Origin of the sequence: Curtobacterium sp. PhB25 (assembly GCF_004365375.1) — a bacterium.
Taxonomy (GTDB): domain Bacteria; phylum Actinomycetota; class Actinomycetes; order Actinomycetales; family Microbacteriaceae; genus Curtobacterium.
In genome coordinates this window covers 331,517-344,788 of record NZ_SODR01000002.1, presented here as the reverse complement: position 1 = coordinate 344,788, position 13,272 = coordinate 331,517, and the positions used below count along the sequence as shown (strand labels likewise).

At 70.4% G+C, this 13,272-nt stretch carries 13 protein-coding genes; 7 read left to right on the top strand and 6 right to left on the bottom strand.

The window, feature by feature from the left end; translation table 11 throughout:
- Nucleotides 1-48 precede the first annotated feature (48 nt).
- Nucleotides 49-885 carry an aldo/keto reductase gene (locus tag EDF51_RS06165; RefSeq protein ID WP_134194182.1) on the bottom strand — a complete coding sequence of 279 codons (837 nt, stop codon included), beginning with the start codon at nt 883-885 and terminating at the stop codon, nt 49-51.
- The gene (locus tag EDF51_RS06160; protein WP_134194180.1) at nt 885-1,256 is read right to left on the bottom strand and encodes an FKBP-type peptidyl-prolyl cis-trans isomerase; all 372 of its coding nucleotides are present in this window, start codon (nt 1,254-1,256) and stop codon (nt 885-887) included. The genes EDF51_RS06165 and EDF51_RS06160 overlap by 1 nt, the downstream gene beginning before the upstream one ends.
- Before the next feature lie 69 nt (nt 1,257-1,325).
- On the opposite strand from EDF51_RS06160, the gene EDF51_RS06155 reads away from it, so the two are divergent.
- Together EDF51_RS06155 and EDF51_RS06150 are read left to right on the top strand one after the other, a co-directional pair.
- Nucleotides 1,326-2,645 (top strand): MFS transporter, encoded by a 1,320-nt coding sequence (locus EDF51_RS06155; protein ID WP_123293933.1) that lies wholly within the window; start codon nt 1,326-1,328, stop codon nt 2,643-2,645.
- Nucleotides 2,646-2,882: 237 nt separating this feature from the next.
- Nucleotides 2,883-3,968, top strand: a complete 1,086-nt coding sequence (locus EDF51_RS06150) for a YihY/virulence factor BrkB family protein (RefSeq protein ID WP_131878596.1) — start codon at nt 2,883-2,885, stop codon at nt 3,966-3,968.
- A 28-nt stretch (nt 3,969-3,996) separates the two neighbouring features.
- On the opposite strand, the gene EDF51_RS06145 is transcribed toward EDF51_RS06150, so the two are convergent.
- From EDF51_RS06145 to EDF51_RS06135, 3 genes are all read right to left on the bottom strand, one after another.
- A complete protein-coding gene (locus tag EDF51_RS06145; protein ID WP_134194178.1) occupies nt 3,997-5,487 on the bottom strand; it encodes an aspartate ammonia-lyase in 1,491 nt (496 codons plus the stop codon).
- A 314-nt stretch (nt 5,488-5,801) separates the two neighbouring features.
- A complete protein-coding gene (locus tag EDF51_RS06140; protein ID WP_123293936.1) occupies nt 5,802-6,098 on the bottom strand; it encodes a hypothetical protein in 297 nt (98 codons plus the stop codon).
- Nucleotides 6,098-7,354: an inorganic phosphate transporter gene (locus tag EDF51_RS06135; protein ID WP_123938824.1), complete on the bottom strand. Its 1,257-nt coding sequence runs from the start codon at nt 7,352-7,354 to the stop codon at nt 6,098-6,100. The genes EDF51_RS06140 and EDF51_RS06135 overlap by 1 nt, the downstream gene beginning before the upstream one ends.
- Before the next feature lie 117 nt (nt 7,355-7,471).
- Here EDF51_RS06135 and EDF51_RS06130 point away from each other — a divergent pair, with 117 nt between their 5' ends.
- From EDF51_RS06130 to EDF51_RS06120, 3 genes are all read left to right on the top strand, one after another.
- Nucleotides 7,472-9,160, top strand: a complete 1,689-nt coding sequence (locus tag EDF51_RS06130; RefSeq protein WP_131878592.1) for a sodium:proton antiporter — start codon at nt 7,472-7,474, stop codon at nt 9,158-9,160.
- 231 nt (nt 9,161-9,391) lie between these two features.
- On the top strand, nt 9,392-10,780 hold the full coding sequence (locus tag EDF51_RS06125) for an ABC transporter permease (protein ID WP_134194176.1): 1,389 nt from the start codon (nt 9,392-9,394) through the stop codon (nt 10,778-10,780).
- Nucleotides 10,781-11,010: 230 nt separating this feature from the next.
- On the top strand, nt 11,011-11,298 hold the full coding sequence (locus tag EDF51_RS06120; protein ID WP_123341059.1) for a hypothetical protein: 288 nt from the start codon (nt 11,011-11,013) through the stop codon (nt 11,296-11,298).
- Nucleotides 11,299-11,320: 22 nt separating this feature from the next.
- On the opposite strand, the gene EDF51_RS06115 is transcribed toward EDF51_RS06120, so the two are convergent.
- The gene (locus EDF51_RS06115) at nt 11,321-11,839 is read right to left on the bottom strand and encodes an 8-oxo-dGTP diphosphatase (RefSeq protein WP_159573127.1); all 519 of its coding nucleotides are present in this window, start codon (nt 11,837-11,839) and stop codon (nt 11,321-11,323) included.
- Nucleotides 11,840-11,903: 64 nt separating this feature from the next.
- On the opposite strand from EDF51_RS06115, the gene EDF51_RS06110 reads away from it, so the two are divergent.
- Nucleotides 11,904-12,254: a tryptophan synthase subunit alpha gene (locus EDF51_RS06110; protein ID WP_123294181.1), complete on the top strand. Its 351-nt coding sequence runs from the start codon at nt 11,904-11,906 to the stop codon at nt 12,252-12,254.
- 63 nt (nt 12,255-12,317) lie between these two features.
- Entirely contained in the window at nt 12,318-13,208 is an 891-nt protein-coding gene (locus tag EDF51_RS06105) for an aminodeoxychorismate lyase (protein WP_133936698.1), read from the top strand.
- Nucleotides 13,209-13,272 lie beyond the last annotated feature (64 nt).

Below are 13,272 nucleotides of genomic sequence, written 5' to 3'. Positions count from 1 at the left end.
CTGGAGGCCCGCAGTTCCCGAAGGGTCGTGCCGATCAGGACCGGCTGGTCACATCTCTTCGTGCGTGTCCGGGTCTGCGTCCCACAGCCGGCCGCGCTCGAGGCCGGAGATGGCCTGCACCTCGGCGTCGGTCAGCTCGAAGCCGAACACGTCGAGGTTCTCGCGCTGCCGGGTGGCGTCGGCCGACTTCGGTACCGGCACGGCACCGAGCTGGACGTGCCACCGCAGCACGACCTGGCCGGGGGTCACACCGTGGGCCGCTGCGGCGTCGGTGATCGGCTGCTCGGTGAGGAGCTCCGACCGGACGGCGAGCGGGCTCCAGCTCTCGGTCACGATGCCGAGCTCCTGGTGCACCTTCCGCAGTTCTGCCTGCGGGAAGTACGGGTGCAGCTCGACCTGGTTCACGGCCGGTGCGACACCGGTCGCGTCGATGATGCGGCGCAGGTGCTCCGGGGTGAAGTTCGAGACGCCGATCGAGCGGACCTTGCCGCTGTCGCGCAGGTCGACGAACGCCTTCCACGTCTCGACGAACTTGTCCACCGACGGGTTCGGCCAGTGGATCAGGTACAGGTCGACGTGGTCGAGCCCCAGGTTGCCCAGGGTCTCGTCGATCGAACGGTGCGCCTCGTCGTAGCCGTGGTGGCGGCCGGGGAGCTTCGACGTGACGACGAGGTCCTCACGCGCGACTTCGGACTCGCGGACGGCACGGCCGACGGCGTCCTCGTTGCCGTAGTTCAGTGCGGTGTCGAGTAGCCGGTAGCCGCTCGCGATCGCGGTGCCGACCGCGGCCGCACCCTCGTCGCCGTTCAGGCCGTAGGTGCCGAGGCCGAGCTCCGGGAACCGGTGGCCGTCGTTCAGCTCGATGGTCGGGGCACCGACCTGCATCAGCGCACCCCGAGCAGGTCGATCACGAAGATCAGGGTCTTGCCGGACAGGAAGTGGCCGCCACCGGCGGGACCGTAGGCGAGCTCCGGCGGGACGACGAGCTTGCGGCGACCGCCGACCTTCATGCCGGGGATGCCCTCCTGCCAGCCGCGCACCAGCGCCGCGAGGGGGAAGTCGATGGGCTCACCGCGGTTCCACGAGCTGTCGAACTCCTCGCCGGTCTCGTACTCGACGCCGGCGTAGTGCACATTGACGGTCGAGCCGGCGGACGCTTCCTCGCCGGAGCCCTCGACGATGTCGGTGATGACGAGATCGGTGGGGGCCGGGCCCTCGGGCGCGTCGAACTCGGGCTTGCTGTTGAGGTCAGTCATGCGATCCAGTCAACCAGAGCGCGGCAACGGCAGACGCAACGGCCACCCAGGCCGCAGAATGGTTCCACCGTGACACGACCCACTCCCGCACCGCCGCGCCGCCGCCTGCTCGCCGACCTCACCCCGCTCCGCCGATCCCCCGCCTTCGCCCGGCTCTGGGCGGGCACCGCGATCGCCGGCATCGGCACGCAGATGACCACGGTGGCGGTCGGGCTCGAGGTGTACGAGATCACGCACTCTACCTTCGCGGTGGCGCTCGTGGGGGTCATCGCCCTGCTGCCGATGGTGGTCGCCGGCCTGTACGGCGGCATGCTCGCCGACGCCTTCGACCGGCGCACCGTCGCACTCGTGTCGTCGATCATCGCCTGGGTCGCGGTCGCCCTCATCGCCACCCACTCGTGGCTCGGACTGCACAGCGTCCCACTGCTCTACGTCCTGGCGACCGTGAACGCCGTCGCGGCGACCGTGAGCAACGCCTCGCGCTCGGCGATCGTCCCGCGACTCGTCGGCACCGACCTGCTGCCCGCGGCGAGCGCCCTGGGCGGGATCGCCTCCGGGTTCCAGGTCACCGTCGGACCGGCCGTCGCCGGCGTCCTGATCGCGAGCGTCGGGTTCGCGCCGACCTACACGATCGACGTCGTCCTGTTCACCTTCGCGTTCCTCGGGGTGTTCACGCTGCCGCGGATGGCGGCCGACCACGGTGCCCTCCGCCCGGGGCTGAGCTCCCTGGTCGAGGGCGCCCGGTTCCTGCGGAGGTCGCGCAACATCACCATGACGTTCGTGCTCGACATCGTCGCGATGACGTTCGGTCAGCCCCGCGTCCTGTTCCCCGCGATCGGGGCGCTCGTGATCGGCGGCGGATCGATCACCGTGGGCACCCTCACGGCCGCCTACGCGATCGGCGCGCTACTGTCGAGTGTCTTCTCCGGGCCGCTCGGGCACGTGCGCCGCCAGGGCGAGGCGGTCGGCTGGGCCATCACCGCGTACGGCGCAGCGATCGCGGCGTTCGGCGTCGTCATCGCGCTCGCGCACGTGCTCGGCGGACGCTCGGGCGAGTCGTTCTCGGTCGGGATCCTGCCCGCGCTCGGGTTGGCGGCGCTGTTCCTGGCGGCGGCCGGCGGTGCGGACAACGTCAGCTCGGTGTTCCGGAACACGATCCTGCAAGCGGCGTCGCCGGACGGCATGCGCGGCCGGCTGCAGGGCATCTTCATCGTGGTCGTCACGGGAGGCCCGCGGCTCGGTGACCTCTACGCGGGCCTGGTCGTCGCGGCCGGCATCGCGTACCCGCCGATCATCGGCGGCGTGCTCATCGTGGCGCTCGTCGCGCTGCTCCTCCGCCTCGTCCCCTCCTTCCGCCGCTACGACGCCCTGCACCCCCACGCCAACTGACCGGCGAGCGGCCGCAGGGCCTCCCGCGAAAGCGACAGATCTGCGCGAACCTTCCGCGGACGTCTGTCGCTTTCGCGAGACGGACGGCAGACCATGGCGGGATCGTGTCGCTGTGACGGGGTCGACGCGACCAAGGGCGGACGGGAGGCGCGGGGCGGGCCCGCCACGGGCCTCCCGTCCGCACCGCGGCGCGACCACGGCACGGCGTGACGTCACGTGTCGGGTACCGTACAACGCATGCCGGACAGCGCATCGCGCGACCTCCAGCGGACGGGAGTCCGCGCCGTCGTCCGGCGCACCTACCACTCGGTCATCCGGCACCGCGTCGTCGACGCGGCGGCGTCGCTGACGTTCTTCGCGCTGCTGACCGTGTTCCCCACCGCGCTGACCGTGGTCTCCGCACTGTCGATCGTCGACCGCAAGGGCGACAGCCTGGCCGACATCATCGGTGTGCTCGGGTTCATCCTGCGCCCGGAGACGGCGCAGCACCTCGAGACCCCGCTGCGCCAGCTGCTGACCCTCGACAACCCGTGGCTCGGCTTCGCGACCGGCGTCGTGCTGACGCTGTGGTCGCTGTCCGGGTACGCGACGGCGTTCGGGCGGGCGATGAACACCTCGTACGAGGTCGAGGAGGGTCGGCGGATCTGGAAGTTCCGCAGCATGATGCTCCTCGTGACCCTGCTCGTGATGGCGGGCGGGGCGATCGCGATCGTGATCCTGCTCGGCACCCCGACGATCTCGGCGGCGATCGTCGCGTCGTTCGGGTGGGCGCCGTGGATCGACGACGTGTGGAACGTCGTGAAGTGGCCCGTGCTCGCTGCCGACCTCGTCGTGATGGTCGCGGTCCTGTACTACGCGACCCCGAACGTGAAGACGCCGCAGCTGCGGTGGGTGTCCGCCGGTGCCGCGTTCGCCATCGTCACCTGGGCGCTCGCGACCCTCGGCTTCGCCGTCTACGTCGAGACGATCGGCGGCGGGAACCGTGCGTACGGATGGCTCGGCGGCGGGATCCTGCTGCTCGTCTACCTGTACATCTCGAACTTCGTGCTCGTGGTCGGCGGTGAGCTCGACTCCGAGGTGATCCGGATGCGGCAGCTCCTGGCCGGCATCGAGGCCGACGAGTCGATCCGGTTGCCGCTGCGCGACGTCACGCGCAACTTCACCCTCGCCCGCTGGCGGGACGCCGACATCGCCGCGGCGCGGAACGTCCGGACCACCGCGGCCCAGGTCGCCGCCGACGAGGACGCCGAGCCGACCCCGGCACAGGAACACCTGCGCGACGTCGCCCAGCAGGTGCGCGTCGGCGAGGCGCCGATGCCCTGAGGTGGTTGCGCTGGTCGCGCTGGTTGCGTTAGCGCTCGCGTGCCGCTCGGTCCAGCATCTCCTCGGTGACCACCGGGATCGCACCGGTCGCGAGCTCGATGCCGGACAGCCGCGCCGGGCTCAGCACGCGCTGCACCTGGTCCTCGTCCATCAGGCCGGCGGCCACGACGAGCGTCGAGATCGGCGTCGACGTGGTCAGCGCCGTGTGCGCGATCGACGCCGCAGCCGCGTAGCCGATGTACGGGGTCAGTGCCGTGACCACGCCGACGTTCGTGTCGACCTGCGCCGCGAGCTTCGCCTCGTTCGCCTCGATGCCCGTCACGCAGTGCTCGCGCAACGTCGCACAGCCCCGTGACATCCACTGCAGCGACTGCAGGATCGAGTGCGCGATGATCGGCTCGAACGCGTTGAGCTGGAGCTGACCGCCCTCGGCCGCCATCGTCACGGTGGTGTCAGCGCCGACCACGGCGAACGCGATCTGGTTCACGACCTCGGGGATCACCGGGTTCACCTTGCCCGGCATGATCGACGAGCCTGCCTGGCGCGCCGGCAGGGTGATCTCGCCGAGTCCCGCCTGCGGCCCCGACGCGAGCAGCCGCAGGTCGTTGCAGATCTTCGAGAGCTTCGCGGCACTGCGCTTCACCGTGCCGGACAGCGTCATGAAGGCGCCGGCGTCACTCGTCGCCTCGATCAGGTCCGGTGCCGTCACGACGTCGATGCCGCTGGCGTCCTGCAGCTGCCGGCGGACCTCGTCGCGGTAGAGCGGGTCCGCGGTGATCCCGGTGCCGATCGCCGTCGCACCGAGGTTCATCTCGGCCAGCAGCGGCAGGACCTTGCGGAGCAGGTCGGCGTCCTCCTGGATCGTGTGCGAGAAGCCGGTGAACTCCTGCCCGAGGGTCATCGGCACGGCGTCCTGCAGCTGCGTCCGGCCGACCTTGAGCACGTCGGAGAACGCGTTCCCCCGCTCGGCGAACGCCGCGGAGAGCTGCTCGAGCTGCTCGATGAGTCGCCGGGCGGAGAAGATCATCGCGATCTTGATGCTCGTCGGGTACGTGTCGTTCGTCGACTGGCTGCGGTTCACGTGGTCGATCGGGTGCAGGTACCCGTAGTCGCCCCGCTCGTGGCCGAGGAGCTCGAGGGCCCGGTTCGCCAGGACCTCGTTCGTGTTCATGTTCGTGCTCGTACCGGCGCCGCCCTGCACGATGTCGACGAGGAACTGCTCACGCAGGGCGCCGTCCCGCACCTCCTGCGCAGCACGGTCGATGGCGTCGGCACGCTCGTCGTCGAGGACCCCGATCGCCCGGTTCGCCCGCGCTGCCGCCTGCTTGACGGTGGCGAGCGCCTCGATGAGGTCCGGGTACACCGAGATCGGCACCGAGGTGATCGGGAAGTTCTCCAGGGCCCGCAGGGTGTTGATGCCCCAGTAGGCGTCGATCGGGACCTCGCGCGACCCCAGCGAGTCGCTCTCGGTACGGGTCTGCGCCTCGGTGGGGGCCTGTGCTGCTTCGTTGCCGGTCACACGTCGAGGCTAGCCCAGTCCGTCCGGCCGGTCCGGGAGCGAGCTCGGGGTGTGCCGGGCGGGGGCGCGCACATGGTGAGCAGGAATGGTCGGGTCGCCGGAACGCACCCGACCATTTCTGCTCACGAAACGCGCGTCGCGACAGCGCCGCCCACACCCAGCCGGACGGGAGGCACGGTGCCAGGCCGCCACGGGCCTCCCGTCCGGTGGACGCGAGCGAGCGCGTGCCCGTGGATGGTGAGCAGGAATGGTCGGGTCGCCGGAACGCACCCGACCATTTCTGCTCACGAAGCGCGCGTCGCGCGCGCCCCGCGTCAGTGGAACTGGGGGACGATGAGGTAGATGCCGTACAGCACGACGGCGCCGCAGACCGCGTAGCAGAGGATCGCGAGCGCACGGAAGGCACGCACCGCGGTCGTCGCTCCGGCGGGGTTCGGGAACCCGGCGGTCGCCGGACCGATCGTGCCGTCGTCCTTCACGGTGAACTTGCCCGCGCGGGTGTCCGCGGCGCTCCAGAACCGGAGACCGACGGAGTACACGGCGACGACGAAGCACGACGAGACCACGGCGACCAGCGCCACGGTGACGAACGCGAACCAATCAATTCCCATCAGCGACGGCCTCCCTTGCGTGCGGCCATGCGGCGGAGCGTGCGCTCGCGGCTCAGTGCTGCGCGGCGGTCCGCGACGGCGTCGGCGCGCTTCTTGCGCTGCAGGTCGCGCAGTTCCTTGCGGGTGTACACGGCGTTCGCGGCGACGTCGACCTCGATGGCCGAGGCACCCTCGTGCGGCTTCCGGAGCGACCACAGGTACAGGCCGAGGATCACGGCGGCGCCGACGATGGCGTCGATGACGAGCCCCATGACGCCCAGACGTGCGATGCCCGACGCCACCGCGCCCACGGCTGCGGCGGCGGGCAGCGTGATGAACCAGGCGATGACGATCTTGCCGGCGGTGGACCACTGGATCTTCGAGCCGCGGCGGCCGAGTCCGGCGCCGATGATCGAGCCGGAGGACACCTGCGTGGTCGAGAGCGCGAAGCCGAGGTGGCTGGACGCCAGGATCGTCGCGGCGGTCGAGGCCTCGGCGGCGAAGCCCTGGGTGGCCCGGATCTCGGTGATGCCGGACCCGAGCGTGCGGATGATGCGCCACCCGCCCGTGTAGGTGCCGAGCGCGATCGCCAGGGCACAGGCGACGACGACCCAGAACTGCACGCCCTGGTTCGACGACTGCGCCCCCGAGGCGATCAGCGTCAGCGTGATGACACCCATCGTCTTCTGGGCGTCGTTCGTGCCGTGGGCGAGCGACACCATCGACGAGGTGAAGATCTGCCCGACACGGAAGCCGCCGCGCTCGTTCGGGAACACCGGGCGCTTCGTGATCCGGTACGCGATGCGTGTCGACAGGAACGACACGAGCGACGCGATCACCGGCGACGCGAAGGCCGGGATGATGACGACCGTCAGCAGCGCGACGTAGTTCACGGACTGGAACCCGGCGCCGACGATCGCAGCTCCGATCAGTCCGCCGAACAGCGCGTGCGACGACGACGAGGGCAGCCCGCGGAGCCACGTGATCATGTTCCACACGACCGCTCCGATGAGCCCCGCGAAGATCATCTCCGGTGAGATCGCGACGCCGCCCGGGCCCTCGTTGATGAGGCCGTGCGAGATCGAGGTCGCCACCGCGGTGCTGAGGAACGCACCGACGAGGTTGAGCACCGCGGCGACCGTGACCGCGACCTTGGGCTTCATGGCCCCGGTCGCGATCGGAGTCGCCATCGCGTTGGCGGTGTCGTGAAAACCGTTTGTGAAGTCGAAGAAGAGGGCCAACGCGATGACCAGGACGACTATGAGTGTGATGTCCACCGCGGGCCAGTGTTCCCCATCGACGGCCTCCGGAGCAAACCTGATCGGCAACCTGCTGTTCACCGGAGCTTCAGACTCGTTCAGATTCGGAACCATGCCGATGCGAGAATGAGTCCCATGGACACCGTCGAGCTCCTCATCCTGTTGGTCGGATCGCTCGCGGTGACCGGGTTCGCACGGGCGAAGGGGCTCCCCGCTCCCCTGCTCGTGACGGCGGTCGCGCTCGCAGCGTCGTTCCTGCCGGGGCTCCCCGCGATGGAGATCGACTCCGAGGTGATCCTGACGGTGATCCTGCCGCCGCTGCTCTACTCGGCGGCGCTCGACGTGTCGTGGCAGAGCTTCCGGACGTCGATCAAGCAGATCCGGCGTCTCGGCATCTTCCTGGTCATCGTGACGGCACTCGTGGTCGGCGCGGTGGCGTACTTCCTGATCCCGGACATGACCCTGCCCGCGGCGATCCTGCTCGGTGCGATCGTCGCCCCGCCGGACGCGGTGTCCGCCGCCGCGATCGGTCGCAAGCTCGGGCTCCCCCGCCGGGTGATGACGGTGCTGTCCGGCGAGAGCCTGATCAACGACGCCGCGTCCCTGACCCTGGTGCGCGTGTTCACCCTGATCATCGCGGGGACGTCGCTCACCATCTGGCAGGACCTCGGCATCTTCGGCCTGGCGATCGGCGTCGGCCTGGCCGTCGGCATCGTGCTCGGCGTCGTCGTGCACTGGATCCGGATGCGGCTCAACGACCCCGTGGTCGAGACGATCATGAGCATCCTGCTGCCCTTCGTCGCGTACATCCTGGCCGAGGACCTCTCCGGCTCCGGCGTCATCGCGGTCGTCACGGCCGGCCTGTACATCGGCTACAACTCGCCGAAGGAGGGCTACGCCACCCGCCTGCAGGAGCGCCCGCTCTGGACCAGCATCGACGTCATCCTCGAGGGCTTCGTCTTCGCCCTGATCGGCCTGCAGCTCAACACCGTGGTGCAGGATCTGGTCGAGAGCGAACGGAGTCTCGGCCAGACGCTCACCGCCGCGGCCGTGGTGCTCGGCGTCGTGATCCTGGTGCGGCCCCTCTTCATCTTCGAGTCGTACGTGCGCAACCGCTTCAACGGGCGATGGCTCCGTCCGCTGCGCATCAAGCTCTCCCGCGGCCACCCGTCACTGCGGTGGATGCGCGGGACGGCCGAGCCGAAGCTCAACTGGCGCGAGCTCACCGTCATCTCGTGGACCGGCATGCGCGGCGTGGTGACCCTCGCCGCCGCGGTGTCCGTGGTCGCGAGCCCGACGCAGATCCCCGCGCAGGACACGATCTTCATCATCGCGTTCTTCGTCACCGTCGGCACGCTGCTGCTGCAGGGCCTGACGCTGCCCTTCGTCATCCGTGCACTCAAGGTGCAGGACCCGGCCGAGGGCGAAGAGGACGTCCGGAGCGAGATGCGACTGAACCAGCGCACGACCGAGGCCGCCATCGAGCTGCTCGAGAAGCGCCGTCCGGACTGGTCGAAGCAGTACGGCGCCGTCGCCGTCGACTCCGTGGTGAACCGGCTGAAGGCACGGCTCGAGCGGCAGGTCGAGACGTTCCGGCAGGACGCCCTCGAGGAAGAGGTCGAGGAGCGCAACGCCCCGATGCGCCTGCGTGGCTCGCAGATCCAGGACATCCGGCGCGAGCTGCTCGACCGACGACGCGAGATCGTGCTCGAGGAGCGCGAGAAGGGCAACCTCGACGAAGAGGTCATGCGCCGCGTGCTCGTGACCCTCGACGCCGAAGAACTCGCGATGGACTCGGCGCAGGCGTCACGCAGCCGCTCCTGAGGGCCTCGGCGTATCCTGGCGCTCCGTCCGAGAACAGGAGCACAGCGCCGAGTGAGCACGCCGCGGAACGACGTCAACAGGAACGACGACACCCCGGAACGTCCCGGAGGGTCCCGGCCGACGTCGGCGCCGAAGCCACGCAGCACCCGGCCCTCGGCCCGCGGGACCAAGCCCCGTCGCGGCGCGAAGGTCGCCGGTTCCACCCGACCGGCTCCGCGCCGACAGGCACCCGTGCCGGCACCGCAGCAGCACAGTGCGTACCGCCGCTGGTACTCGACGTTGCACCCCTCGCTCCAGCTCATCGGCCTGCAGCTCTGGATGCCGCTGTTCTTCATCGTCGGCTTCTGCCTCTGCTACGTCTTCGCGTTCCACGCACCGCACCCGCACGACGTCCCGATCGCCCTGGTCGGCAGTGACCCGACCCTCGTCGCCGCCGTGCAGAAGGCCTTGCCGGGCGAGTTCGTGTTCCACACCTACGACTCCCTGGCCGCGGCGAAACGTGACGTCATCGCCGGCTCGATGGCGGTCGCCTACGACCCCGCGACGAACGAGTTCTTCAAGGCGAGCGCCCACCAGTTCCAGGTCGCGAGCCTCGTACCGGCGACGCTGACCGCGGTCCTGACCGGGATCGGGGTCGCGACCCCGAAGATCACCGAGCTCGCTCCCCTGCCCGCGTGGGACGAGTACGGCACCGTGCCGATGTACGTGATGCTCGCCTGGTGCATCGGCGGCTACATGGTCGCGATGTTCATCGGGATCATGGGCGGCCCGCTCCGGCACCGCACCCGCATGACCGTCATCGTCGTCGGCGGGCTCGTCATCTCACTCATCACGAACACGCTCGCCGGTCCGGTCGTCGGCGCCATCCACGGCCACTGGATCCAGCTCGTGCTCATCGCGTGGGGGTGGATCGTCGCGATCGGCCTCGCCGTCAACGGGCTGAGCTACTTCGTCGGCCGGTTCATCGCCGCGCCCGCCATGATCTGCTTCGTGTTCCTGTCGATGCCGTCGTCCGGCGGGGCGTACCCGAAGTGGTTCATGCCGGAGCCGTTCGCCTGGCTCAACAACGTCGTCGTCGGTTCCAGCATGGTCGACATGATCAAGCACCAGATCTACGGCGTCGGCCCCGGCCCGGCCCGCGGCCTGATCACGATGGGCTGCTACGCCGCGGTCGGCCTCGTGCTCATGTACTTCGGCAAGAAGTGGTGGGAACGCCGACGCATCCGCGCCATCGTCACGGGCCGGACCACGATGTTCCAGGACGCCAACACCGCGAACCGTGAGTTCCTCGGCAAGGAACGCGACGCCGAGCTCGAGCGCCACGGCCTCGAGTCCACCGAGACGGGCACCCTGAGCGTCCTGAGTGACGACGACTGGGAGGACGCCCGCGTCGGCGGCGACGTCTTCACGGGCGGCCGTGACGGCCTCGAGACCGAGACCACCCCCACCGGCCGCATCCCCGTGCAGCGGACCGGGGACCGCACGGGAGGCGCGGGGACCGGACCGCGCACCCGTCCCGTCCCACGCACCGGGGGCTCCAGGGCGCCGGCTCGGTCCGACACGTCGGCCCGAGTCGACGTCGGGGACGAGCCGCCGCACGGCCGGCACGCGGACCGGTAGCTCGTTCCTGAGGATCGCACCGCTCGCGCAGACCGACTGCGTGCGCATGTTCCGACGATGCACCAGTCGATCGACGCGTGCTCTGTCGCATGATGCACATGCATCGACTGCGTGCGCATGTTCCGACGATGCACCAGTCGATCGACGCGTGCTCTGTCGCATGATGCACGTGCATCGTCCGTGCCGGCACGCGGACCGGTGAGGCGTCGGCGGCGCGTATCCTGGGGGGCATGAACCCCCGCATCACCTGGCACCGCGTCCTCGTCACCGTCGTCGTCGTGCTCCTCGTGCTGACGGTCGGCTTCTACGTCGCGAGCATCGTGCTCGCACCCGCCGACGGCCGGAACACCGCCGGGCTCTTCGTCGGCTGGGCGATGTTCGCCATGGTCGGCGCGATCGTGTTCGGGATCATCGACTTCTTCGTCCGGCCCCTCGGCGGTCGCAGCGGGGACGCCGAGGTCATCGCCGCCGCCGAGGAAGCACGCACCGGCAGCACCCGCACCCAGCAGATCCGCTGATCCGCTGGCCCGCTGACCCGCTCTACGCGGGGGTCTCGACACCCGTCCCGGTGAAGCCCGCGACCGTCGCGTCGTCGTCGGCGAACGTGAAGCGTGCACGCACCGCACCCCCACGGAGCACCGCCGGCAGCCAGTACTTCGCGTCGTCCCACATGGCCTCGTAGGGGACGTCGGCGACCGGGATCCACCGCGGTTCGAGCTCGTCGGAGCCCGACGGGCTGCCCTGCCAGCGGCGGCACACGAAGACGTCCGAGACCTGGGACCAGGATGGCCGGTACGGGAACCGGTAGTCCAACGTGCCACGGGCCTCCAGGTCGACCGTCTCGAGACGCAGGCCGACCTCTTCGCGCACCTCGCGCACGGCGGTCTCGACCGCCGTCTCACCGGGCTCCCGCTTGCCGCCCGGGCCGACCAGCCGGCCGGTGCCGAGGCCGCGGCGCTTCTCCCCGAGCAGGACCTCGGGCCCGCTCGCGCCGTCGCGCAGCAGGTAGACGACGACCACTCGGGGGTGTTGGGACTTGCTCTCGTCGCGCGGGGTCACCCGTCCAGTCTGGCCGAAGATGTGTCGTACGCTCTTCCCATGGCAGGCGTGCTGCGGGGGCACCATGGCTGAGCCCCGCAGGACCGGGCGCAGCCTCGAAGTGCTGCGCGCCGAGGCTGCCGAGGAGATCTCGATGCTCGTCGAGCACCGGAGCCGTCAGGGCGAGGACCCGTGGGAGTTCATGCCGACGCTCCCCACGGTGGACGAGCAGGTCGTGCTCATCCTCCGGGCCGACGCGGTCGACCTCGACGCCGCGATCGGCAAGCGGCACGCCCAGTGGTCGATGCACCCCGCGTCCGGTCAGGGCACCGTCCTCGGCGAGGAGTACCACCGGTTGCGCCGGATCGCGCTGCAGCACCCCGAGCTCACCCAGGCGGTGTGGAAGCTCATGGGCGCCCTGCCCGACGCGAGCTGACGCCCACGCCCGAAGCGCGCCCACGCACAACGTGCGCGGACGCGCGTGCGGTTGGATGGGCGCATGACCGAAACCGTGCTCGCGATCCTCAACCAGCCCTCCCGCGACGCCGCGCCGCACGACCCCGCAGCGGACGCCTTCACCTGGGCGAAGCCGCTCGAGGAGCACCTGCAGGTGCAGGACCTCGGCATCACCCGGGGCGACGGCGTGTTCGAGACGATCACGGTGGTCGACGGTCGTCCGCAGGCCCTCGAGGCGCACCTCGACCGGTTCGGCCGCTCCGCCGCGATGCTCGACCTGCCCGCGCCGGACCCCGACGCCTGGCGGCAGGCGATCGAGGCCGTCTGCGCCCGGCTCGACCCGGTCCGCGAGGCCTTCGCGAAGACCGTCCTGACCCGTGGCGTCGAGGGCACCGACCGACCCACCGGCTGGGTCTACGCCGCACCGTCCGTCGACTCGACCGCCGCGCGCACCGAGGGCATCTCCGTCGTCGTGCTGGACCGCGGCTACCGACACGACGTCGAGCGCACCTCGCCGTGGCTGCTGCAGGGCGCGAAGACCCTGTCGTACGCGGTCAACATGGCCGCCCTGCGCGAGGCTGGCCGGCGCGGTGCCGACGACGCCCTGTTCGTGTCGAGCGACGGCTACGTGCTCGAGGGCACGCGCGCGAACCTGATCCTGAAGGTCGGCGACCGGCTCGTCACGCCGCGCACCGACATCGGGATCCTGGCCGGCACGACGCAGGCCGACGTCTTCCGCTTCGCCGAGCAGGAGGGCATCGAGACCGCCTACGAACTCGTCACGCTCGCCGACCTGCAGGCCGCCGACGCACTCTGGCTCGTGTCGAGCGTCCGGCAGGCGGCGCCGATCCGCTCCGTGAACGGCGACGCCCGCGCGATCGACGCGGACCTGACGGACCGCATCAACGAGTTCCTGCTGGCGCGCGAGGTCTGAGCCCGCCGGGCCCGCCGGCCGTCACCACCCAGCGCCCCCGGCGCCACGGACGGGAGGCCCGGAT

Coding starts and splice junctions, on each gene's coding strand:
- EDF51_RS06165 (WP_134194182.1), bottom strand. CDS start 885: ATGCAGGTCGGTGCCCCGACCATCGAGCTGAACGACGGCCACCGGTTC.
- EDF51_RS06160 (WP_134194180.1), bottom strand. CDS start 1,256: ATGACTGACCTCAACAGCAAGCCCGAGTTCGACGCGCCCGAGGGCCCG.
- EDF51_RS06150 (WP_131878596.1), top strand. CDS start 2,883: ATGCCGGACAGCGCATCGCGCGACCTCCAGCGGACGGGAGTCCGCGCC.
- EDF51_RS06140 (WP_123293936.1), bottom strand. CDS start 6,098: ATGGGAATTGATTGGTTCGCGTTCGTCACCGTGGCGCTGGTCGCCGTG.
- EDF51_RS06130 (WP_131878592.1), top strand. CDS start 7,472: ATGGACACCGTCGAGCTCCTCATCCTGTTGGTCGGATCGCTCGCGGTG.
- EDF51_RS06120 (WP_123341059.1), top strand. CDS start 11,011: ATGAACCCCCGCATCACCTGGCACCGCGTCCTCGTCACCGTCGTCGTC.
- EDF51_RS06110 (WP_123294181.1), top strand. CDS start 11,904: ATGGCTGAGCCCCGCAGGACCGGGCGCAGCCTCGAAGTGCTGCGCGCC.
- EDF51_RS06105 (WP_133936698.1), top strand. CDS start 12,318: ATGACCGAAACCGTGCTCGCGATCCTCAACCAGCCCTCCCGCGACGCC.